The organism is Pantoea sp. GL120224-02, assembly GCF_900215395.1.
GTDB lineage: Bacteria > Pseudomonadota > Gammaproteobacteria > Enterobacterales > Enterobacteriaceae > Pantoea > Pantoea communis.
In genome coordinates this window covers 346,862-368,221 of sequence record NZ_OBEC01000002.1, presented here as the reverse complement: position 1 = coordinate 368,221, position 21,360 = coordinate 346,862, and the positions used below count along the sequence as shown (strand labels likewise).

Sequence of the window (21,360 nt, the reverse complement as noted above, 5' to 3'; positions counted from 1 at the left end):
TAGCGCCGGGTTGCAGAGAATTCTGTATTGTCGTGCCCGTTACCGCCTCATACACTCAGCCCGATTTCACCATCCAGAGGTAATTATGGTCCGTATTATTAAACTCGCTGCCGTTGTGGCATTGGTGACCGCGTTGAGCGGTTGTATCTTCCCACCGCCGGGTGGCGGAGGCGGTTGGGGTGGTCCTGGCGGCGGTGGCGGTCCAGGTCGTGGCTTTATGGGACCCCATTAATTAGCGCCAGACGTTAATGCATGATTACGCGCGAAACGTTTCGAAAAAGCCCTATCAATGAAGTGAAACGTTTCGCCGTTACATATTGAAATTCCGTTTCTTTTTTAACGCTGCGCTTATTCTAAATTTTAAGCAAACCGCCAAAAATCCCTGTTGTTTTAACCCCCTCAATGCTAACGTCTGTTTTCCATCTCTTATTGAGCCTGTCGCATGAAAAACCTTATCGCGGAACTTCTGCTAAAACTGGCTGAGAAAGAAGAAGAGTCAAAAGAATTAGTGGTCCAGGTAGAGGCATTAGAAATTGTGCTGACGGCCATGCTGCGTAAGCTGGATCCTGAACAATTCAACGAGATTGCGGCCGGTATCGCCACCGCGATGCCTCCACTTGCCCCTGCGGCAGAAACCCCAGATACCACTCTGCTGCGTAACTACGTTGAAAAGCTGCTGAATCATCCCCGCGTGTAAGTGTCACGCCACGCTGAAGAACCGATTTTGCTGTTAGCGTGCTCGCAGCAAGCTTTGGACGAGGGAATATATTTTTTTCTGCATTGCTTATTTCCTGCCATGATTAAGAGGCAATAATTCTATGGAGATTCCGGCAATGAAATCGTGTCTTTTGGCAATGATAGCAGCAGGCCTGCTGTTGGCGGGCAATGCGGGTGCAGCAGAGAAAACCGCCCAACAAAATAAAATGACCATGTGTAATCAACACGCATCTTCTCAGGATTTAAAAGGGGATGCGCGTAAATCCTTCATGAGCGACTGTCTGAAAAAAGACAGCAAGATGGGCAGCATGACGCCGCAGCAAATGAAGATGAAAACCTGTAATACCGACGCGGCTGATAAAAAACTCAGCGGCGATGCACGCAAGACCTTTATGAGTTCCTGCCTGAAAAAAGCCTAATCGAATTGCACCTGATTTAAGGGTTCATACTGTGTATGAGCCCTTTTTTATTGCTTCTCACTCGCTCCCATTCACCGTTCAGAAGAAAAATTAATAGCCGGAGCGTTGTCACATTTTAAACGCGGTAATGCTGCCAGGATGCATTAATCCTAAACAAGGACTAATTAAAAAATAATCTATCCTTCCCCTCGAACCGGATGCTTTCGTCGGGCAGCTTTGACCTGTGGAGACGGCTATGAATGTGCTTGATTATGCTGTGATGGCGCTCTATGCGCTGATGATAGTGGCCATTACGCTCTGGGCGATGCGTAAAGTCGGCAGCACGCGTGATTTCTTTGCGGCAGGCGGGAAAATGCCCTGGTGGTTGTCGGGCGTCTCGCATCATATGTCCGGCTACAGTGCGGCCGTGTTCGTGGCCTATGCGGCAGTGGCTTATAACATGGGCATCACCATCTATTTCTGGTGGGCGTTTCCCATCTCCGTTGCGGTATTAATCGGGTCGCGCCTGTTTGCCCCACGCTGGGCCAGACTGCGAATCCATATGAATATCGAATCGCCGATGGAGTACCTCGCGACGCGTTATAACCTGCCAACGCAAATGGTGCTGGCGTGGAGTGGGGTGCTGCTGAAAACCTTCGACGTCGGAGCCAAATGGGCCGCCATTGCCGTGATCATCAATGTCTTTACCGGGTTAAATCCGTTGATTGGCATCTGCATCTCCGGGGCGCTTAGCCTGTTTTATACCGTGATGGGCGGTTTATGGGCCGATGCCTGTAATGATTTCGGCCAGTTTGTGGTGCAGTTTGTTGCCGCGATGGTCATGATGGTGGCCGTGGCGATGCATCTGGGCGGTTTCGGCGAACTGTTCACCATCTGGCAGCACTTGCCCGCCACGCACACCGACATCGTTCAGGAGCCGTATACGCTCGGCTTTATCCTCGCCTACTTTGTGATTTACACCCTGAGCTACAACGGCGGCACCTGGAATCTGGCACAGCGCTTCATCGCCGCACCGGCGGGTCGCGATGCACGTAAAGCGGCGTTGCTCTCGGCCGCACTTTACCTGATCTGGCCGCTAATACTGTTCTGGCCGATGTGGGCGGCACCGCTGCTGTTCCCCAATCTTAGCGATCCCTCACGTTCATACTCTGTGATGGCGATGGAATTACTGCCGAATGGGTTAATAGGATTAGTGCTGGTGGCGATGTTCACTCACACACTGTCGATGACTTCATCAGATGCCAATGCCATCACGGCGGTGGTTACGCGTGACATTCTGCCCGGCATGCTGCCGCGCCATTTTCAGCGCGGTAAAAGCTCGCTGCTCGTCGCGCGTCTGACGGCTTTTCTCTTCATCATCACAACGTTGATTATCGCCATGAATGCCAGCCGTTTCGGCGGTGTGCTGTCTCTGCTGATTATCTGGTTCGGTGGATTAGTGGGGCCCATTTCGATTCCGATGCTTTTAGGCTTACTGCCCGCATTTCGTCGTAGCGGCAGTGCCGCGGCGCTGGTGAGTTGGGCCGTGGGCGTGGGCACCTTTTTCTGCGTGAAATTTATCTTTACTGATGTCAGCACTGCCACTCAGGTGGCCGCCCCCGTGATGTCATCGCTGGTGCTGTTTGTGGTGATGGGATGGCTGCGTCGTGCACCGGTCAGTCCGGAAGTCGACGCGCTGCTCGCGGCACTCAATCAGGATCAGGATATGCCCGCCAGTGCGCACTGGCCGAAAAGTCACAACGCTTCTCAGGAGGGATAAGAATGACGCTTTTACAACAGGGAAAGCGCGACTGCTTGTGGGTCAAGCGCTTCGCCCATCGTGATGCATTAGGCATCGCGGCGGCAGAGGATGCCATCGCCTATTTGCAGCAATTACTGCAACAGCAGGCGGTGGTGCGGATGGTATTTGCTGCCGCCCCCTCACAACATGAGTTTCTTGCCGCGCTGGCTGCCGCGCCGAATCTCGACTGGTCGCGTATTCACGCGTTTCATATGGATGAATACATTGGGTTGAATGAAGATGCGCCGCAGCGCTTTAGCCATTTCCTGCGTGAACATCTGTTTGACCGGGTACAACCTGGCGAAGTGTATCTCATCCCTTCAGGTGGCGATCCAGCGGGAGTGTGTCGCGAATATGCGCGCAAGTTGGAGGCGGCACCGATCGATGTGGTCTGTCTGGGCATTGGTGAAAATGGCCATCTGGCCTTTAACGATCCGCCGGTAGCGGATTTCAGCGATCCGCTTAGCGTCAAGACAGTGCAACTGGATCACGCCTGCCGTCAGCAGCAGGTCAACGACGGCTGTTTCCCCACACTCGAGCAGGTGCCGACGCACGCGGTGACGCTGACGATTCCCGCTTTGATGCGTGGCACCAGGCTGTTCTGCATGGTGCCGGGCGCGACCAAACGCGCAGCGGTGCAGGCAACATTGCACGACGCGATATCCACGGCTTGCCCGGCAACCCGATTGCGCCAGCATCCCAACTGCACGCTATATACCGACGCCGATGCCTGCGCGGAGGTGATTTTTGACTGAAATGCTATTACGCGGTCGCGATTACCGCACGCTGGATCCGATTGAGCTCTACATGTGTGAAGGCCTGCTGGCAGAGGTGCGATCGTTGCCAGAGCCCGATAACGATCTGATTCTGGCGCCGGGGCTGGTGGATCTGCAAGTTAACGGCTTTCAGGGCGTGGACTTTAATCACTTTCCTTTTAGCGAACAGGATGTGCTGAATGCCACGCACGCGTTGTGGCAACAAGGGGTCACCAGCTTTATGCCGACGGTGATCACCGCTCAGCCCGGAGAGATTGCGCAAGCGTTGCAGCGACTGGCCAGCGCCTGTGAACACTATTCGGACGTCGCGCTGGCGGTGCCGGGTTTTCATCTGGAAGGGCCATTTTTGTCACCGGAGGACGGCCCGCGCGGTGCGCATCCACGGGAGGCGATCTGTGCGCCGGATGTGTTTCTGTTTGAAAGCTGGCAACGGGCCGCGCAGCAGCGCATTGGTTTGCTGACGCTCTCACCGGAATGGCCGCAAAGCAGCGAGCTCATCCAGCATTGCGTGAAGCAGCAGGTGCGGGTGGCGATTGGGCACACCTCAGCCTCTGCCGCGCAGATTCATGATGCGGTGCTGGCGGGCGCTTCGCTTTCAACTCATCTGGGCAATGGCGCGCACCTGCAACTGCCGCGCCATCCCAATTACATCTGGCAGCAGCTGGCGGAAGATGCGCTGGCGGCCACGCTGATTGCCGATGGTGATCATCTGCCCGCTGAGGTATTGAAAGTCTTTTTACGGGCGAAGGGCGAGCAGGCGCTGCTGGTGAGTGATGTGACCTGCTTTGCCGGGCAGCCGCCGGGCATCTACGATTCGGCAATAGGCGGACGCGTGCAACTGAGTGCGGAAGGGCGGCTGAGCATGGCGGATGCGCCACAGCTGCTGGCCGGTTCCGCGCGGGGCCTGCTGGATGGCGTCAATTTTCTGCTGCGGCAACATTTAGCCTCTTTGCAGCAGGCGATTGAGATGGCATCGATTCGTCCGGCACGGCAGTTAGATTTGCCACAGCAGCATGGGTTGGCACCCGGTGCGCCGGCGGATGTGTTGTTGCTGAAACCCCAGCCAGATGGGGGCGTGGCGTTAGTCGCCTGTCTCAAACAGGGCAAAAAGGTGTGGCAAGCCGCCTCAGCCTGAAGCGCGATTTTATTTTCCTCGCTAACGGTGTGATAAGTAATAGCTTATCCGCCGTTACGCTTTGTTTCTTCAGCGAAATTCTCCTGCTTTGCCAGGCTTACTGTTTGTAGGGATTTAATGTCGTCAAATCCAATATCAACGCAGGAGGCTAATCGTGAGCTATCAATCTGTCGTGGAACTCAAGTCGCTGGCGCAGCACAAACCCACCAAATTCACCGTGGGTGATATCGATATGGTACTGGTTCGCGATGGCGAACGGGTGCAGGCGTTGCAGGCAAAGTGCCCCCATGCGGGAGCGCCGTTAGAGCAGGGTGCAATTTGCGGCGACAAGCTGGTGTGTCCGTGGCACAAGGCGGTATTTCAACTGCGCGATGGCAAGATGTGTGAGCCGCTGGCATTGGCCAACCTCAAACGCTATCCGGTGCGTGTTGAACAGGGCAAGGTGCTGGTGAATCCACAAGCGATGACACCCGCCAGTGCGCCCGCCGCTCAGGGCGAATCACCGGTGTGCGTGATTTTAGGTTCCGGAGCCGCAGGCAGTGCGGCGATCTGGACGCTCCGCGATGAAGGTTTCAGCGGGCGCATTGTGCTGGTGGAGCGCGAATCCGCCGCCCCTTACGATCGCACCGCGCTGAGCAAGTTTGTGCCTTCGGGAAAAATGGCGATTGAGGATGTGCCTAAACTCCTTAAGCCGGATGTGCTGGGTTCGCTACAGCGTATTCAGGGCGAGGTCGCGCAACTCAAGGCGCAGGATCAGACGTTGATTCTTGCTGATGGTCAGACAGTGAAATTTGACCAGCTAATTATTGCCAGCGGCGGCGTGCCGCAGCCTCTTAACATCCCCGGTAAGGATTTGCAGGGTGTGCATCTGTTACGTTCGCTAAATCAGGCGGATGAACTGCTCAAACAGGTGGATCAAACAGAGCAGCTGGTGATCATCGGCAATAGTTTTATCGGTATGGAGATGGCGGGTGCACTGCGCAATCGTGATGTGGATGTCACGGTGATTGCCCGCCATCCATTGCCGTTTGCTAAGCAGTTTGGTGAAGAGATTGGACGCTATTTTCACGATCTGCACCGCAGCAATGGGGTGAAATTTGTTGAGGGTGAGCCGGAAGCGCTGGAAGGGAAAGAACAGGTGCAAGCGGTGCGTCTGAAAGGGGGCAAATCGGTGCCAGCAAGTCAGGTGCTGTTTGCCACTGGCGTGAAACCGGCGACGGATTTCATCCATGATTTGCCACTGCAGGACGATGGCAGCCTGCTGGCCGACGGGCAGCTACGCGTTGCTGACAATATCTGGGTCGCGGGCGATATCGCCAGTTATCTCACGCCGCGTGGCCCGCAGCGTATTGAGCATTATCGTGTGGCGCAGCAGCAGGGGCGAATCGCGGCTCTCAATATACTGGGCAAAGGTATGATGTATGATCGCGTGCCGTTTTTCTGGACCGCACACTACGGTACGCGCTACGAATATCTGGGCCATGCCGAAGAGTGGGACGACTACCGACTGCTGGGATCGCTTCAGGACAAAAGTTTTATCGCCTTTTACTGTCGTCAGGGCATCATCGCGGCGGTGTGTTCAGCAGGGATGTACACGCTGACAGCGGCGCTGGTGGAAACCATGCAGCAACCGATGACGCTGGCGCAAGGGCTGGCGCTGTTTGAAGCGTATCAGGGGCAGGGCGCGTAAAGAGGGCTGCACAACATTGGACGGATTCAGGTGCGCAGGCATGCGCACCTGATTAAACCGGGTAGGTTACTGCTTACTTAATGCTTCGGACTTGGCCATGCACTGCTGCATCGCGTTGATCACCGCCGCGCGGAAGCCTTTCTCTTCCAGCACTTTCACCGCTTCGATGGTGGTACCGCCGGGTGAGCACACCATATCTTTCAATTCGCCAGGATGTTTGCCGGTTTCCAGCACCATCTGCGCGGAACCCTTCACCGCCTGTGCCGCGAACTGATAGGCCTGCGCACGCGGCATGCCGCCGAGCAGAGCAGCATCTGCCATTGCTTCGATAAACATAAATACGTAGGCCGGAGCCGAACCACTCACACCGACCACGGCATGAATCAGATATTCATTCACCACCGCCGCTTTGCCGAAGCTCTCGAAGATGCCAACCACTTCGTCGACTTCATGCGGTTCCACCAGTACATTAGGGGTAATCGAAGTCATGCCTTCGTTCACCAGCGACGGCGTATTCGGCATCACGCGGATGATTTTGCGGTCGTGCCCCAGCACGGCAGCCAGTGAATCGAGGGTGACGCCTGCGGCGATCGACACCACCAGCGAATCCTTCTTCAATTGACCCGCGAGATCTTTCAGCACTTTGAGAATCACATTCGGTTTCACGGCACCAAACAGGATATCGACTTCACGTGCCAGACTCTCTGGGCTTTCAGCCGCTGTCACGCCATATTGCTCTGCCATCGCCTGATTGGTGGCCGGTTTGCGGTCGCAAACCCAGATGTTAGCCGGGGCAATCAGCCCGCTGTTGACCAGTCCGCTGATAATGGCCTTCGCCATATTGCCGCAGCCGATAAACCCGATTTTCTTCTCCAGCATCGCTCTATCCTTTAAGTGTTCATTTTCTCGTGCGAGTTAGCTTACGACAGCTGTGCTGAATAACAAGCCGCGTAAAAATATTTGCCATTCTGCCGCAAGCGGGCAAGATCGCTTGCAATTCTGTAGGAAAAAGGAAAACACATGTCGATTTGGGTTGATGCCGATGCCTGCCCCAATGTCATCAAAGAAGTGCTGTACCGAGCCGCCGAACGCGCCAAAATCACCGTGACTTTCGTGGCGAATCAGCCGCTGCGCGTACCGCCATCACCGTGGCTGAAAACGCTGCAGGTCGCGGCGGGATTTGATGTGGCTGATAACGAGATTGTGAAGCGTGTGCAGCCGGGCGAGCTGGTGATCACCGGGGATATTCCCTTAGCGGCAGAAGTGCTGGAGAAGGGCGCTGCGGCGTTGAATCCGCGCGGCGAGCGCTACTCACCGGATACCATTCGTCAGCGTCTGACTATGCGTGATTTTATGGAAACAATGCGAGCGAGTGGCGTGCAAAGTGGCGGCCCGTCGGCGCTAAACCAACGTGACCGCCAGCTGTTTGCTAACGAATTGGATAAGTGGTTACGCCAGCGCTAATCAGACGAAGCTGTCATCGTCGTCGTAGTCGCCGCCACCAAAGTCACTGAAGTCGTTGTTATCCGCAAAGCTGTTGTTATCCCAGCTGGCGTTGTCGTTCAGGAAGGCATTGTTGCTGTCATTACCGTTAAAGGTATCGAGGCTGTTATCCACCTGCGGCAGCGCCGGTTCGTTGATGATATTCACAATCTCTTCCGGCTGAGAATGATGGAACATGCTGGTGAGCATATCGGCCATCACCACGCCCCCGGCCACACCTACAGCTGTCTGTAATGCACCACCGAGGAAACCAGTGCCGCGCGCAGGCGGAGCCGCATATTGCTGTTGGGGCTGCGCGTATTGCTGTTGAGTCTGCTGCGGCGCGCTGCCCCACACTGGCTGTTGCTGCTGCGGTGCAGACTGGCGAGAACCGCCGCCAAACAGACTCGACAGGAAACCACCGCTGCTTTGCTGCGGTGCTTGCTGTTGTTGTTGCTGAGCCTGTGCCAGGCGATTCTCCAGGTCGGCCACCTGAGCGTTGAGTTTTTTCAGCGCTGCTTCCTGAATCAGGATTGCCTGTGACATGTAATAAGGCGCACCAGGCTGGCTCTGCAAGTGCTGTTTAATCAGCTGTTCGGCACCGGCATCACGCGGTCCGCTCTGGGTTTCAGCCTGTTTCAGTCGGCTAAAGAGATTATCAATTAACTGTTGTTCTTCATTCTGCATGGTGTGAACCTCCAATGATTCGTACCTTCTTATATGTGGTCAACGTGACAGAAAGTAAATCAATGGCCTGGTAAGGAAATGTTGCCCGTGCTTACAAATAGGTTGATGCACGAAATACGCATCATTTTATCTTTATTAATCATGTTGATAGTGAATTCATGGCCGTAAATACGCGTAAATCGTGCTTCGCGGGTGGCTGATAAAATAAAATCCAGGTATCATGCGACGCAATATTGACCTGATGACCTTGCCCGTGCGGCATAAATACGGCGGAGGATGAGCCCGGATGTCATTACCCATCTATCTGATCGGCGCACGCGGTTGCGGTAAAACCACTATCGGCCAGGCCCTTTCTCAGGCGCTTGGTTATGCCTTTAGCGATACCGATCATAACCTGCAGCTCACGACGCAGCGCACCGTGGCGGAAATCGTCGCGGCTGAAGGCTGGGACAGCTTCCGTGCGCGCGAAACTGAATCGCTGCGGGCGGTCACAGCGCCGGCTACGGTGATTGCCACCGGCGGCGGGATGGTGTTGGCTGAGGTGAATCGTCGCTTTATGCGCGAACATGGGCAGGTGATTTGGTTAAATGCCCCGTCAACGGTACTGGCCGATCGTCTTGAACGTCAGCCCGAAGCCGCACAGCGCCCGACGCTAACCGGTCGTCCGATTGGCGAGGAGATGAGCGATATTCTGCGCGAGCGCGCGCATCTTTACCGCCAGACCGCGCACCATGAAGTGAATGCCATGCAGGCGCCAGAACAGGTTGTTGATCAAATTCTGCAATCCCTCTCGCTCGCCCGCGCCAGCTAACCCCTTCAGATTTATCCCTCTTTTTTCTCGCGATCCTCCATTGTCTATACTTTATTAGAGACAGGGGGATCGCCGCTGTCTGTGTGGAAACCAGACATAAGAGGGAAATCTATGCCAACCAAACCACCGTACCCGCGAGAAGCGCGCATCGTTGCCGTTGAGAAAGGCGCGGCAGGCAATACTGTGACGTGGTATGAGTTACGCGCTGACCATCCGAAGCCCGATTCACTGATCAGTGAGCACAAAACTGAAGCCGAAGCGCAGGATGCCAAAGCGCGTTATGAAGACGCGGATAAAGAGTAAATCTCGCGGGCAGGGACGCCTGTTAATCAGTGATTACTTTCCGTGGCTAAACAGTTATTTTCAACTGCCTTAAATGACTAATATGCCCGCCAGAACCGCCATCCTTTTCTGCTGTTATTCCTGCTTGCCTGATGACGTCACTTTATTTTCAGTTTGCGCCGTATTTTATGCTGCGTTAAATCGACGCAAATATAGCCGGTTCAAAATTTGCGCTTGACCCGATCAGCAGAGCGAATTACTTTCACTGTATTGATATAGGAACTCAGTTCCACATAGTGAAACCGACGCCATGACCACACTCGAAAACGCCGCTGCCGTACTTAAGCTTTTCCAGCGCTTTGGCGTGACGCAGGGCCATCCGGGCCTGACCTTCACCGAGGTGGTTGACGCGTTGGGATTGCCGAAAAGCACCGTTTCTCGCCTGCTGGCGACCATGGAAAGTGAAGGATTGCTTGAGCGTGATCCCGATAGTCGCTGTTTCCAGATTGGTCGTGTGTTGCTTTCAGTTGCGGGGCACTACTTATCAACGCCGTTGGTTGATAGTGCTTCTGCGCCGATGGCGCAGTTGGCGGCCAGCAGTGGTTGTATGGGGTACATCTCCGTGCTGGATGGGCAAGACGTTCTGGTGATGCGCATGTATCACGGCCGTTTTTTCACCCAACTCGTCACGCCGCCAGGTACGCGTGTTTCCCTTTCCGGTACCTCTACCGGGCGCGTGCTGCTGGCACAATTGAGTGATGACGAAGTGCGTGCGCGTTTTGCCGATGACTGGCAAGCCGCATCCGCAAACTCGCCTCTGAACATTGATGCACTCTGTAAAGAATTAGCGGTGATTCGCCAGCAGGGCTGGGCACTGGCACGCAATGAGACGTTGCCGGGCATCAGCTCACTGGCGGTGGCGGTCACCAATAAACATCGCGGCGAAAGTGCCGCACTGTGTCTCTCGTTTCTCTCGCAAGAAGCGGCCCCGGGTTATCCGGACGCGCTGCTCAGCGAACTGCGCGCAACGGCTGCATTGATGGCCGAGAAATACGGCGCATAACCTTATTTTCGATTTAAAGGCGTTTATTCGCGCCACACCAGGGAAATAGCAGGTCTTCGGACCTGCCTATTTCAAAAATCAGGGAACGATTTATTAAAAGCGTTGATGTCCCGCGTGTCGGGCATAAAACGTATTACGCGTTTTCTACAGGGTGAAAATACGGGGATAATATGCGTCAACATAATCCAATAAAAAGTATCGGCGTGGGCTTAATGCTGGTTCTGCTGTCTGTAGCAGGTGCCATCATCGGGGTTCAGCTGATTACCACCATTGGGGTGACACCCAATACCTCTATTATCGGTGCGCTGTTTGCCATGTTGCTGGCGCGCATTCCTCTGCAATGGTTCCGTCGTTATCGCTCCATCGAAGTACAGAACCTTGCGCAAACCGCCATCTCTTCTGCCACCTTTGGTGCGGCGAACAGTCTGCTGATGCCGATTGCCGTGCCGTGGGCGCTGGGTGAACCGCAGCTGGTACTGCCGCTGTTTGTCGGTGTCAGTGCGGCGATGCTGCTGGATGCCTATCTGCTATACCGCCTGTTCGATACCCGCGTGTTCCCGGCCAGCAATGCGTGGCCACCGGGCGTGGCAGCCGCGGAAGCGATCAAAGCCGGCGATAAAGGCGGCCGTCAGGCGTGGTTGCTGGTGGTGGGTATTGTCGGCGGCATTGCCGGTTCGATGTTGAAAATCCCCATGTCAGCCTTCGGTACTGCTTTTATTGGCAATATCTGGGCGCTGAGCATGTTGGGTATTGGTTTTCTGTTGCGTGCATATGCGCAACCGGTTGCTGGTATCGATATCAATGCGTTGTATATCCCACACGGCATGATGGTCGGCGCTGGATTGGTGGCGCTGATTCAGGTCGTGCAGGTGATTGTCAGCCGTCGCAACGATCAGCTGAATGTCAGCCGCAGCGACAGCGAAGTGAAGCGTTCTCTCGGCTTAGGCACCGTTGGCTACATCATCATCTCCACGCTGCTGGCACTGGCGGGCGGTTTGTGGAGCCAGATGGGCTTGCCGATGCTGGTGCTGTTTATCGTGTATGCCGCGTTTGCTGCCTTCGTGCATGAATTGATTGTCGGCATCGCCGCGATGCACTCAGGCTGGTTCCCGGCCTTTGCCGTAGCGCTGATAACCCTGATCCTCGGTATTTTGCTCGGCTTCCCGCCGCTGGCGCTCTGCCTGTTGTGTGGCTTCACCGCCGCAACAGGACCGGCCTTTGCCGATATGGGCTACGACCTGAAAGCCGGCTTTATCCTGCGCGGTAACGGTGCCGATCTACAGCAAGAGCTGTGGGGCCGCCGTATCCAGTTAATCGCCGCGATGATCGCCTTTGTGATCTGTATTCCAGTGGTGTGGTACGCACACAACCTGTTCTTCGCCGAAAACCTGCTGCCACCAGTGGCACGCGTTTACGCCAAAACCATTCAGGCCGGTGCCGAGCCAGGCATTGCCGGAAGCTTGCTGATGTGGGCGATTCCGGGTGCGATTATTCAGTTTATCGGTGGGCCGAAGCGTCAGTTAGGCGTATTGCTGGCGACCGGTTTGTTAATCAACAACGCCGCAGCAGGTTGGGCGGTGATGGTGGGGATCGCACTGCGTATCCTGATCATTCGAGTGTGGGGCGAGCGTGGACGTTCACCGATGGAGGTGATGGCCGCAGGCTTTATTGCGGGCGACGCGCTGTACAGCTTCTTCCATTCTCTTTTTGCCAGTAGCACCAAGAAATAACCCAGGGAATTCAATATGAGTTTACAGCAGACACTGCAGGTTTTTGAGTTACTCGATAGCGCCTACGTGGATGGCCAGCAGGTGGTGGATCTTTTTGCCGGCTACCCAGGCGTGACCGCCAGCTTCAAGCGCGTCACCGGCCCGAAAGGGCGTACTGATTTCGTGCGCATTGATATTCCTGGTGCGCAGGGCAAGAGCAAAGGCGCCACCGCACCCACGCTGGGCATTGTCGGTCGTTTAGGCGGCATCGGTGCGCGTCCAACGCGTATCGGTATGGTGTCGGATGCGGATGGTGCAGTAGCGGCAGTGAGCAGTGCGCTGAAGCTGACACAGATGCAGACCAAAGGCGATGTGCTGGCGGGTGACGTGATTATCACTACTCACATCTGCCCGGATGCGCCAACCCGTCCGCATGAGCCGGTGGATTTCATGGACTCGCCATGCGATGACATCACCATGAATGACAACGAAGTGATCGACGGCGTGGACGCGATTCTCTCCATCGATACCACCAAAGGTAACCGTATCCTGAATTATAAAGGCTACGCGATCTCGCCGACAGTGAAAGAGGGTTACATCCTGCGCGTATCAGAAGATCTGCTGCGCATTATGGAGATGACCAGCGGTCTTCCTGCTGTGACCTTCCCGATCACTACGCAGGACATCACGCCTTATGGCAATGGTGTGTATCACCTTAACAGCATCCTGCAGCCGTCAACCGCCACCGATGTGCCAGTGGTTGGCGTGGCGATCTGCGCGGAATCGGTCGTGCCAGGTTGCGGCACCGGTGCCAGCCATGAAGTCGATATCGCGGCGACCGTGAAGTTTGCGGTGGAAGTGGCGAAAGAGTTTGGCCGTGAAACCTGTCAGTTCTATGACAAACAAGAGTACGCATTACTACACTCTTTGTATGGTAGTCTCAATCACCTGCGTACGCGGAAAGCTTAATGATGAAACAGTCCCTGGTTACCTTAACGATTGGTCAATCCCCGCGTAGCGATATTCTGCCGCTGCTGCAGGATCACTTACCGGAAGAGCAAGTCGCTCACGCCGGATTACTCGACGGCCTGACACTCGCTGAGGTGGAGCAGTTCTTCTCGCCTGAAGCGGGTGAGAAAGTGCTGGTTTCGCGTATGACCACCGGCGAGCAGGTGCGCCTGTCGGGGCCAAAAGTTGAGCAGGGACTGCAACGCAAGATTACGGCGCTGGAACAGCAGGGCTACGATACGATTTTGCTGCTGTGCACCGGTGAATTTGGCACGCTGAAAACCGAAAAGGCGCTGTTGCTGGAGCCGGACCGCATTATCCCACCGTTGGTCAAGGCCATCGTGCAGGAACATAAAGTGCGGATTGTCGTGCCGGTAGAAGAGCAGATCGCTGAGCAGGCCAGTAAATGGCGGAATCTGAACAGCGCGCCATGCTTTGCCGTCGCCAGCCCTTATCTGGCACAGCAGAATGATTTGATCGAGGCGGGCCTGTCGCTGCAAGAGCAGGGGGCAGATGTGGTGGTGCTCGACTGTATTGGCTATCACCAGAAGCACCGGGATTTCCTGCAGAAAATGCTGGGCATTCCGGTACTGTTATCCAACGTGCTGGTGGCGAAGTTAGCGGCAGAGTTGATCGTCTGACTGAGGCCGATCACAAGTCGCGATCTGTATTGCTTTTTCGCGTGACAGATCAGCGAGTTCCCTTGTAATCTGCCAGACACCATAATGTGCTGTGAGGAAGTAACATGCTCAACGTAAGTGAGTATTTCGACGGAAAAGTGAAATCCATTGGTTTCGACAGCGTAACCATTGGCCGTGCCAGCGTTGGCGTGATGGCAGAAGGTGAGTACACCTTCGGTACAGGACAGCCGGAAGAGATGACGGTCGTGAGTGGCGCACTGAAAGTGCTGCTGCCAGGTGAAACCGAGTGGAAATGGTACGAAGCCGGTTCGGTTTTCAACGTGCCGGGTCACAGCGAATTCCACTTGCAGGTGGCTGAGCCAACGTCTTATCTGTGCCGCTATCTGTAAACGCTGACTTTCAGCATGAGTCATCATTAAACCGGGAATGCTTTTAGCATTCCCGGTTTCTTTTTGGCTTCAGCGTAGCCAGGTGGGGGGTAAACGATTCAGGCTTCAGCGCTTGGCTTCGCCGCCTAACGCTTCCACCAGATTACTGATCAACGCGGCCAGTTCGCCGGTCATCAGGGTGAAATCGGCATCAAAACGCTGGGCAAAATCATCGCGGTCGATGTCGTCATTCTGCTCACGCAACGTGTCGCTGAACTTCAGACGCTTGATCGAGGCATCGTCGGCAATCACCAGCTGAATACGCTCCTGCCAGTCCAGAGCCAGTTTGGTCACCACTTTGCCAGCTTCGATGTGGGTGGCGATCTCATCGGAGATCAGATCCTGTTTCTTACACCGGATCACGCCGCCGTCTTTCAGAATCGCTTTCAGCTCTGCTTCATCCATCAGCGCGAAACCGGCCGGCAATTCACCAGAACGCACCCATTCGGTCAGCGTCAGCTCAATCGGGGTTTCCAGCGTTAGCGGCACCACCGGCAGCGAACCGATGCTTTTACGCAACAGCGCCAGGGTGTCTTCTGCTTTTTTAGCGCTGGCGCAATCGACAATGATCAGGTTGTTCACGGTGTCGATCCACATAAACGTCTGACTGAAACGGCTAAACGCGCGTGGCAGCAGGCTATGCAGCACTTCATCTTTAAGCGAGTCTTTCTCGGTCTTCTTCAGCTTGCGGCTCTGTTCCGCTTCCAGCTTGTCGATCTTCGCTTCCAGCGCCTGCTTCACCACCGGCGAAGGCAGGATCTTCTGCTCAGTGCGGGCGCAAATCACGATCTGGCCGTTGATTTCATGCGTCAGCGCTTCGCCGCGGTTGCCCATCGGTGACACCCAGCCGGTTTTCGCCATATCCTGGCTGCCGCACGGCGAAAACGTGAAGGCGTCGAGCTGTTTTTCCAGATCGTCTGCGGACAGCGGGATGTCACGATTCAGACGATAAACCATCATATTTTTAAACCACAACATCGGGATTCCTTACCGTGGGTGCGATCGGGCGCACAAGTCTCAAAGTCAGCGCGCATGATAGCGAAACATCGGATTGGTTTCATTGCCTTTCCCGATTCAGCCTTCTACTGTATCTGTCACCTGAACGAATAATGAGGAATAAATCGTGCGTATTGGGATTGATTTAGGCGGTACCAAGATTGAAGTGATTGCGCTCTCCGATCAGGGGCAAGAGCTGTTCCGTCACCGCGTCAATACCCCGCGCGATGACTATGCCGCCACAGTCCAGGCGATTGTGGATTTAGTGCTGCTGGCAGAGGAGAAAACCGGGGAAAAAGGCACGGTGGGCATTGGCATTCCCGGCACGATTTCGCCGTACACCCAGCGGGTAAAAAACGCCAACTCCACCTGGCTGAATGGACAGCCGCTGGACAAGGATTTGGCGCAGGCGCTGAATCGTGACGTGCGCATCGCCAATGACGCGAATTGTTTAGCGGTTTCCGAAGCGGTGGATGGTGCAGGCGCGGGTCAGCCGTTGGTGTTCGCGGTGATCATCGGCACCGGTTCGGGCGCGGGCGTGGCGATTGGCGGTGAATCGCGCATTGGCGGCAATGGTAATGCGGGCGAGTGGGGCCACAATCCTTTGCCGTGGATGGATGAAGATGAACTTCGCCATCGCGAAGAAGTACCTTGCTATTGCGGTTTGCAGGGCTGTATTGAAACCTTTGTATCGGGTACCGGCTTTGCCATCGATTATCAGCGTTTGAGCGGTAAAGCATTGAAGGGCGCAGAGATCATCAAACTGATTGAGCAGCAGGATCCGGTAGCAGAGCTGGCGATGAGCCGTTACGAAATGCGCTTAGCTAAGTCGCTGGCGCAGGTAGTGAATTTGCTCGATCCGGATGTGATCGTGCTGGGCGGCGGGATGAGTAATAACGATCGCCTGTATCAGACAGTGCCAGCCCTGATGAAGCAGTGGGTGTTTGGCCGCGAGTGCGAAACGCCAGTGCTGAAAGCGGTGCACGGCGATTCAAGCGGTGTGCGCGGTGCGGCATGGTTGTGGCCGCTGAAATCCTAGAAAAAAGGTCGCCTCAATAGCGACCTTTGGACAGGGGCGCAGTTTTGCGCCCTCTGGTCCCGCGATTACTCACCCATCAACATCGCATCCTGCGGCGCATTCTGACGCTGAGTTTTGGTCGCGAGGAAGTAAATATATCCCACCACCATAATCCCCACGAACAGGCCGCCAATCACCGGGTTGAACCACAGCATGGCAATCAGACACACCAGTGACAGCACCAGCGCGATACCGGGAATAATCGGATAACCCGGCGCGCGGAAGCTGCGTTCCATGTCGGGTGCGGTGCGGCGCAATTTGAACAGGCTCAGCATACTCATCAGGTACATCACGATGGCGCCAAATACTGCCATGGTGATCATCGCCGCCGTCAGCGTCATGCCCTGCAGGTTGATCAGACCATCACTGTAGATTGCCGCGATACCAATTACGCCACCGGCAATAATGGCGCGATGCGGCGTCTGGAAACGTGACAGTTTCGCCAGACCCTGCGGCAGATAACCGGCGCGCGCCAGGGCAAAGAATTGACGTGAATAGCCGAGGATAATGCCGTGGAAGCTGGCGACCAGTCCGAATAAGCCAATCCACACCAGCATATGCATCCAGTTTGAATGCTCGCCGACGATCATCTTCATCGCCTGCGGCAACGGATCGTTGATGTCAGACAGTTTACGCCAGTCGCCTGCGCCGCCCGCCAGCAGCATCACGCCAATCGCCAGTACCACCAGCGTCAGAATCCCGGTGATGTAAGCTTTGGGAATGGTGCGCTTCGGATCTTTGGCCTCTTCGGCGGCCATGGCGGCGCCTTCAATGGCGAGGAAGAACCAGATGGCAAAAGGAATAGCCGCGAAGATGCCGGAAAGGGCTGGCATACCGAAATGATCGCTTCCCGCCCAACCGTTAGCGGCAAAGTTGGCGATACTGAAGCCCGGTGACACTACGCCCATAAACACCAGCAGTTCCAGCACCGCCAGCACCGTCACCACCAGTTCAAACATCGCTGCCAGCTTCACGCCGAGGATATTGAGGGTCATGAAAACCAGATAAGCGCCGACCGCAGCGGTTTTCGGGTTGAGATCCGGGTACTGCACGTTGAGATAAGCACCGATCGCCATGGCAATCGCTGGTGGGGCGAACACAAACTCAATCAGCGTCGCCAGACCGGCAATCAAACCACCGGTTTCACCAAAGGCGCGGCGACTGTAAGCAAACGGGCCACCGGCGTGTGGAATGGCGGTGGTCAGTTCGGTAAAGCTAAAAATAAAACAGGTGTACATGGTGGCGATCAGTGCGGTAGTGATCAGGAACCCCAACGTGCCCGCCACGCCCCAGCCATAACTCCAGCCAAAATACTCCCCGGAAATTACCAGTCCAACCGCTATACCCCACAAATGCAGAGTGCCCAGCGTGGGTTTGAGCTTACTCGTCATATTCGTCTCCCCGTCGTGATTGTTGTGCGGCGGCTGCACCGCGCTGTTTTGTTCTATGCACTACAGTGAAGTGATAATGCCGCCGCCTGCAGCGGGAAAACTTGACGCAGGCGCAGTGAGTTTTGTCCTCCACGGTCAACTCTGAGGCAAGAAAAGTGCCAGATGTACGCTGCGGTCAACTTTGGGTTATCTGCGGTCAAGCAGTCAGAACGCCGTCATCCCATGCTGATAACACTTGCTTCCTTTAAGATTGATGCTGGAGACAGATGAATGAGCGCCAAACAATCCGATACCCTTACTGATGCGGAAACCACCGTGCTGGCACAGCAGGCGCTGGCCTGTTATCCCGCGCCCTTGCAGGGCGAGCTGAAGCTACTTTGTCGCTCGGAGAACGCCACCTTCCTGTTGCTGGCGGGCGGTAAGCGTTATGCGTTGCGCCTGCATCGACCTGACTATCACAGCAAAGCGGATATCCAGAGTGAGCTGCTGTGGCTCGACGCGCTGCGTGAGATTGGCATTATAGTGCCGCAGGCGATCCCGGCCAGTGATGGCGAAACGGTGCTGACAATAGCCATGCCCGATGGCGGCGTGCGACATGCGGTACTGTTCCACTGGATCGAGGGCGAGATGCCCACCACCGAGGTCGATCCCAAAGCCTTCCAGCAGCTCGGGCACATCACTGCGCGCCTGCATCAGCACAGTCGCAGCTGGCAAAAACCGGCTGGCTTCCAGCGTATCATTTGGGATCATCACACCATGGTCAGCGATCACAGCCACTGGGGCCGCTGGCAGGATGCGCCCAATCTCAATCCTGCCGATCATGGCATTGTCGCTGAAGCGGTGGCGCGGGTCGGGCAAGAGTTGCAGGGCTTTGGTAAAGGACAGGATCGTTATGGCTTGATCCACGCTGATCTGCGCCTCACCAATTTGCTGCTGCACAAAGGTGAAACCCGGGTGATCGATTTTGATGACTGCGGCATGGGCTGGTATCTGCACGATCTGGCGGCGGCGATCAGTTTTGTTGAGCATCATCCGCGTGCCGCCGAATGGGTGGATAACTGGATCCAGGGCTACGAGCGTGTGGCGCACATCACTGATGAGGAGATGGCGCTGGTGCCGACGCTGTTGATTCAACGTCGTATCCAGATGACCGCATGGATGGGCACCCATGCAGACACCGAGATGGCGCTGAGCCTGGGGCCGCGTTGGGCCGATCACTCGGTGCGTCTATGCCGTCGCTATCTGGAAACCAATCAGCTGCCGGTTGGTGTTTGAGTTGCACCAGTAGCGGGCAGCAGTGCGTCGTAGCAGCGCAATCAATTGCGATCTCTGGGGGTGACTTTCACGCCGTTGCGCCATAAATCGCTCCCTGATGCTGTGTGCTGAGCGTGAGCGGGGCGCAACGGAATGCCTCCGTATCCTTGAGCTGCGCTTAGCCAGATGCGCATCACTGCACAGGCTTCGGCATGACACCGGACCTTTAGCAAGATGTAATCCAATGAACAGGCTTCAGCATGCCACTGGACTTTTAGCAAGGTGGGCATCAACGCGCACGCAGAGAAAGGGTACCGAATCTAGTCGGGTCGTCATTGATGGCGGCCTCCTCAAGCGTCATGGTACGAATCTTGCTGGATCCCACCATTAGTTTCACTCGCGCGATCCCTGTGAGGTTCCGATGCAATCACTGATGACTCCTTCTGAAGCGTACAGCTCGTTCTCGGCACAAGCCAACAACCGTGGCGTGCTGGCAGCAGCTGCAACCGGCTTAAGCACCTTTATCACCGACAAAGGCGGCGATGTTGATCGTATTTTTGGTATCAGCGGCATTGATTCCGAACTGCTGGCCAGCCCGACGCTCAGCCTTGGTCTGGTCAACTATTGCCGAGTGATGGAAGAAGCGGCGCGCCACTCTGGTTTTGATAACTTCGGTTTGCATTACGGCAAGCAGTTCAAACCGCAGTCATTAGGGCTGATTGGCTATATCGGCTTATGCTCACCGACGCTGGAGCAGGCGCTGCACAACGTGGTGAATGCTTTCCCCTGGCATCAGCACGATACGCTGACGCGCCTGGTCGATAAAGGCGACTGCTGGCGGCTGGATTATCAGGTGCGACACGGGGCGATCCTCTCACGTCGGCAGGATGCGGAATTGACGCTCGGCATGTTCCTCAATCTGATCCGTCACGTGGCCGGCAAAAACTGGGCGCCGCGCGAGGTGCATTTTGAGCATCCCCGGCCGGAGCAGTGGCACGAGCACTGCAAAGTGTTTGATGCGCCAGTGTGGTTCGATCAACCGTTCAACTCACTGCTGATCCCCAAACGCGATCTGCTGCGCACCATGCCAGAGCAGGATCAGATGTTGTTAATGGTGATGCAGGATGCCATCCGCCGTCTGAATAGCAGCGCTTCACTGCAAAGCGTGGTGGAGCAGGCGCGTTCGCAGGTCAACTTATCGTTGATGCAGGGCGAACCGGTGCTGGAAGAGATCGCGGATAAAATGGGGCTGTCGAGCTGGTCGTTGCAACGGCGGCTGCGCGAAGAGGGCATCAGCTTCACCGCGCTGGTGGATAAAGTGCGTTGCGAAATGGCCACGCACTACCTGCAACAAAAGCAGTTGCCGATCTCGGAGATGGCGCTGCTACTGGGCTATTCCGAAGTCAGTGCGTTTTCACGCGCCTTCCGGCGCTGGTTTGGCATTAGCCCGCGCCAGTGGCGACAGGATGGGCTGGCGAGTTAGCCTGATGCGGCGCAAAGCCGAACCACGCGGGTTGGGTGCGATCCGGTGGCGGCGGTAATCCTTTCGACTGACCAATCAACTGCCAGGCGCGCAGGCACAGGGTTTCATCACCTTGCGTCTGCGTGACTGCATAGCGCCCGCTGTTTTGCCACTCCAGTCGCACCATACATTGCTGTCCCGCGTAATGTGCCGCATCGGAAAATTGCCGGTTGAGCTGTCGCTGCATCTCATCAGTCCATTTGCAGGATGCGCTGCCCGGTTCGCTCTGTGGCTGGCACAGGTTGGTCATACTTTCCATGGGATGCGATGGGGCATGCTGGCAGGCGCTGAGTAGGGTACTCAACAACAATGTGCCAGCAATACGGCGAAATACGTTCATCTATTTGCCCGGATTTGCAAAACATGGTGGCCAGTTTACCGAGCAGTAAGGGGATTGCTATGGCATTTCTCTGACTCTGATTAGATCCAGAATTTTTCGCTCAATGGCTCGCACGACGCACAGCTGAATGTCAGGTGCGGCCAGACAGCCG

The 21,360-nt window shown here is 55.7% G+C and carries 23 protein-coding genes; 18 read left to right on the top strand and 5 right to left on the bottom strand.

Annotated features, from left to right (window positions below):
* The first annotated feature begins 85 nt into the window (after positions 1–85).
* The 7 genes from CRO33_RS24555 (at position 86) to CRO33_RS06605 (ending at position 6,517) form a co-directional block, all read left to right on the top strand.
* Entirely contained in the window at positions 86–232 is a 147-nt protein-coding gene (locus CRO33_RS24555; RefSeq protein WP_166933682.1) for a hypothetical protein, read from the top strand.
* A 210-nt stretch (positions 233–442) separates the two neighbouring features.
* A complete protein-coding gene (gene iraP, locus CRO33_RS06630) occupies positions 443–697 on the top strand; it encodes an anti-adapter protein IraP (RefSeq protein ID WP_034830496.1) in 255 nt (84 codons plus the stop codon).
* A gap of 136 nt (positions 698–833) precedes the next feature.
* A complete protein-coding gene (locus CRO33_RS06625) occupies positions 834–1,136 on the top strand; it encodes a PsiF family protein (protein WP_034830548.1) in 303 nt (100 codons plus the stop codon).
* 235 nt (positions 1,137–1,371) lie between these two features.
* Positions 1,372–2,895 carry a sodium:solute symporter family protein gene (locus CRO33_RS06620; protein ID WP_097117526.1) on the top strand — a complete coding sequence of 508 codons (1,524 nt, stop codon included), beginning with the start codon at positions 1,372–1,374 and terminating at the stop codon, positions 2,893–2,895.
* 2 nt (positions 2,896–2,897) lie between these two features.
* Positions 2,898–3,671: a 6-phosphogluconolactonase gene (locus CRO33_RS06615; RefSeq protein WP_097117525.1), complete on the top strand. Its 774-nt coding sequence runs from the start codon at positions 2,898–2,900 to the stop codon at positions 3,669–3,671.
* Between the two features lies 1 nt (position 3,672).
* Positions 3,673–4,827, top strand: a complete 1,155-nt coding sequence (locus CRO33_RS06610; RefSeq protein WP_255253244.1) for an N-acetylglucosamine-6-phosphate deacetylase — start codon at positions 3,673–3,675, stop codon at positions 4,825–4,827.
* Positions 4,828–4,981: 154 nt separating this feature from the next.
* Positions 4,982–6,517: an FAD-dependent oxidoreductase gene (locus CRO33_RS06605; RefSeq protein ID WP_097117523.1), complete on the top strand. Its 1,536-nt coding sequence runs from the start codon at positions 4,982–4,984 to the stop codon at positions 6,515–6,517.
* A gap of 66 nt (positions 6,518–6,583) precedes the next feature.
* Here the strand turns inward: CRO33_RS06605 and proC are convergent, their stop codons facing one another.
* Positions 6,584–7,396: a pyrroline-5-carboxylate reductase gene (proC, locus tag CRO33_RS06600; protein WP_097117522.1), complete on the bottom strand. Its 813-nt coding sequence runs from the start codon at positions 7,394–7,396 to the stop codon at positions 6,584–6,586.
* 141 nt (positions 7,397–7,537) lie between these two features.
* On the opposite strand from proC, the gene CRO33_RS06595 reads away from it, so the two are divergent.
* Entirely contained in the window at positions 7,538–7,981 is a 444-nt protein-coding gene (locus CRO33_RS06595; RefSeq protein ID WP_034830508.1) for a YaiI/YqxD family protein, read from the top strand.
* Here the strand turns inward: CRO33_RS06595 and CRO33_RS06590 are convergent, their stop codons facing one another.
* Positions 7,982–8,686 (bottom strand): DUF2076 domain-containing protein, encoded by a 705-nt coding sequence (locus CRO33_RS06590; protein WP_097117521.1) that lies wholly within the window; start codon positions 8,684–8,686, stop codon positions 7,982–7,984.
* Positions 8,687–8,972: 286 nt separating this feature from the next.
* Between CRO33_RS06590 and aroL the strand changes: the two genes are divergently transcribed.
* The 7 genes from aroL (at position 8,973) to ppnP (ending at position 14,589) form a co-directional block, all read left to right on the top strand.
* Positions 8,973–9,497: a shikimate kinase AroL gene (aroL, locus tag CRO33_RS06585; RefSeq protein WP_097117520.1), complete on the top strand. Its 525-nt coding sequence runs from the start codon at positions 8,973–8,975 to the stop codon at positions 9,495–9,497.
* Positions 9,498–9,608: 111 nt separating this feature from the next.
* Positions 9,609–9,800 (top strand): YaiA family protein, encoded by a 192-nt coding sequence (locus CRO33_RS06580; RefSeq protein WP_034830514.1) that lies wholly within the window; start codon positions 9,609–9,611, stop codon positions 9,798–9,800.
* Positions 9,801–10,089: 289 nt separating this feature from the next.
* On the top strand, positions 10,090–10,842 hold the full coding sequence (locus CRO33_RS06575) for an IclR family transcriptional regulator (protein ID WP_034830515.1): 753 nt from the start codon (positions 10,090–10,092) through the stop codon (positions 10,840–10,842).
* Positions 10,843–11,012: 170 nt separating this feature from the next.
* Positions 11,013–12,572, top strand: a complete 1,560-nt coding sequence (locus tag CRO33_RS06570; RefSeq protein WP_097117519.1) for an OPT/YSL family transporter — start codon at positions 11,013–11,015, stop codon at positions 12,570–12,572.
* A 15-nt stretch (positions 12,573–12,587) separates the two neighbouring features.
* The gene (locus CRO33_RS06565; RefSeq protein WP_097117518.1) at positions 12,588–13,520 is read left to right on the top strand and encodes a DUF1177 domain-containing protein; all 933 of its coding nucleotides are present in this window, start codon (positions 12,588–12,590) and stop codon (positions 13,518–13,520) included.
* A gap of 2 nt (positions 13,521–13,522) precedes the next feature.
* Positions 13,523–14,200, top strand: coding sequence for an AroM family protein (locus tag CRO33_RS06560; RefSeq protein ID WP_097117594.1), 678 nt, complete (start codon positions 13,523–13,525; stop codon positions 14,198–14,200).
* 104 nt (positions 14,201–14,304) lie between these two features.
* Positions 14,305–14,589, top strand: a complete 285-nt coding sequence (gene ppnP / locus CRO33_RS06555; RefSeq protein ID WP_034830521.1) for a pyrimidine/purine nucleoside phosphorylase — start codon at positions 14,305–14,307, stop codon at positions 14,587–14,589.
* Between the two features lie 105 nt (positions 14,590–14,694).
* Here the strand turns inward: ppnP and rdgC are convergent, their stop codons facing one another.
* On the bottom strand, positions 14,695–15,606 hold the full coding sequence (gene rdgC / locus CRO33_RS06550) for a recombination-associated protein RdgC (RefSeq protein ID WP_097117517.1): 912 nt from the start codon (positions 15,604–15,606) through the stop codon (positions 14,695–14,697).
* 145 nt (positions 15,607–15,751) lie between these two features.
* Here rdgC and mak point away from each other — a divergent pair, with 145 nt between their 5' ends.
* Positions 15,752–16,663: a fructokinase gene (mak, locus tag CRO33_RS06545; RefSeq protein ID WP_058961461.1), complete on the top strand. Its 912-nt coding sequence runs from the start codon at positions 15,752–15,754 to the stop codon at positions 16,661–16,663.
* Positions 16,664–16,728: 65 nt separating this feature from the next.
* On the opposite strand, the gene eat is transcribed toward mak, so the two are convergent.
* On the bottom strand, positions 16,729–18,093 hold the full coding sequence (eat, locus tag CRO33_RS06540) for an ethanolamine permease (protein WP_034830527.1): 1,365 nt from the start codon (positions 18,091–18,093) through the stop codon (positions 16,729–16,731).
* Positions 18,094–18,363: 270 nt separating this feature from the next.
* Between eat and CRO33_RS06535 the strand changes: the two genes are divergently transcribed.
* Together CRO33_RS06535 and qhpR are read left to right on the top strand one after the other, a co-directional pair.
* Positions 18,364–19,368 carry a phosphotransferase enzyme family protein gene (locus CRO33_RS06535; protein WP_097117516.1) on the top strand — a complete coding sequence of 335 codons (1,005 nt, stop codon included), beginning with the start codon at positions 18,364–18,366 and terminating at the stop codon, positions 19,366–19,368.
* A 400-nt stretch (positions 19,369–19,768) separates the two neighbouring features.
* Positions 19,769–20,830, top strand: a complete 1,062-nt coding sequence (gene qhpR, locus CRO33_RS06530; protein ID WP_097117515.1) for an AraC-like transcriptional regulator QhpR — start codon at positions 19,769–19,771, stop codon at positions 20,828–20,830.
* On the opposite strand, the gene CRO33_RS06525 is transcribed toward qhpR, so the two are convergent.
* Positions 20,790–21,209 carry a cell envelope integrity TolA C-terminal domain-containing protein gene (locus tag CRO33_RS06525; RefSeq protein ID WP_160834007.1) on the bottom strand — a complete coding sequence of 140 codons (420 nt, stop codon included), beginning with the start codon at positions 21,207–21,209 and terminating at the stop codon, positions 20,790–20,792. The two genes, qhpR and CRO33_RS06525, sit on opposite strands and share 41 nt — an antisense overlap.
* Positions 21,210–21,360: the final 151 nt, after the last annotated feature.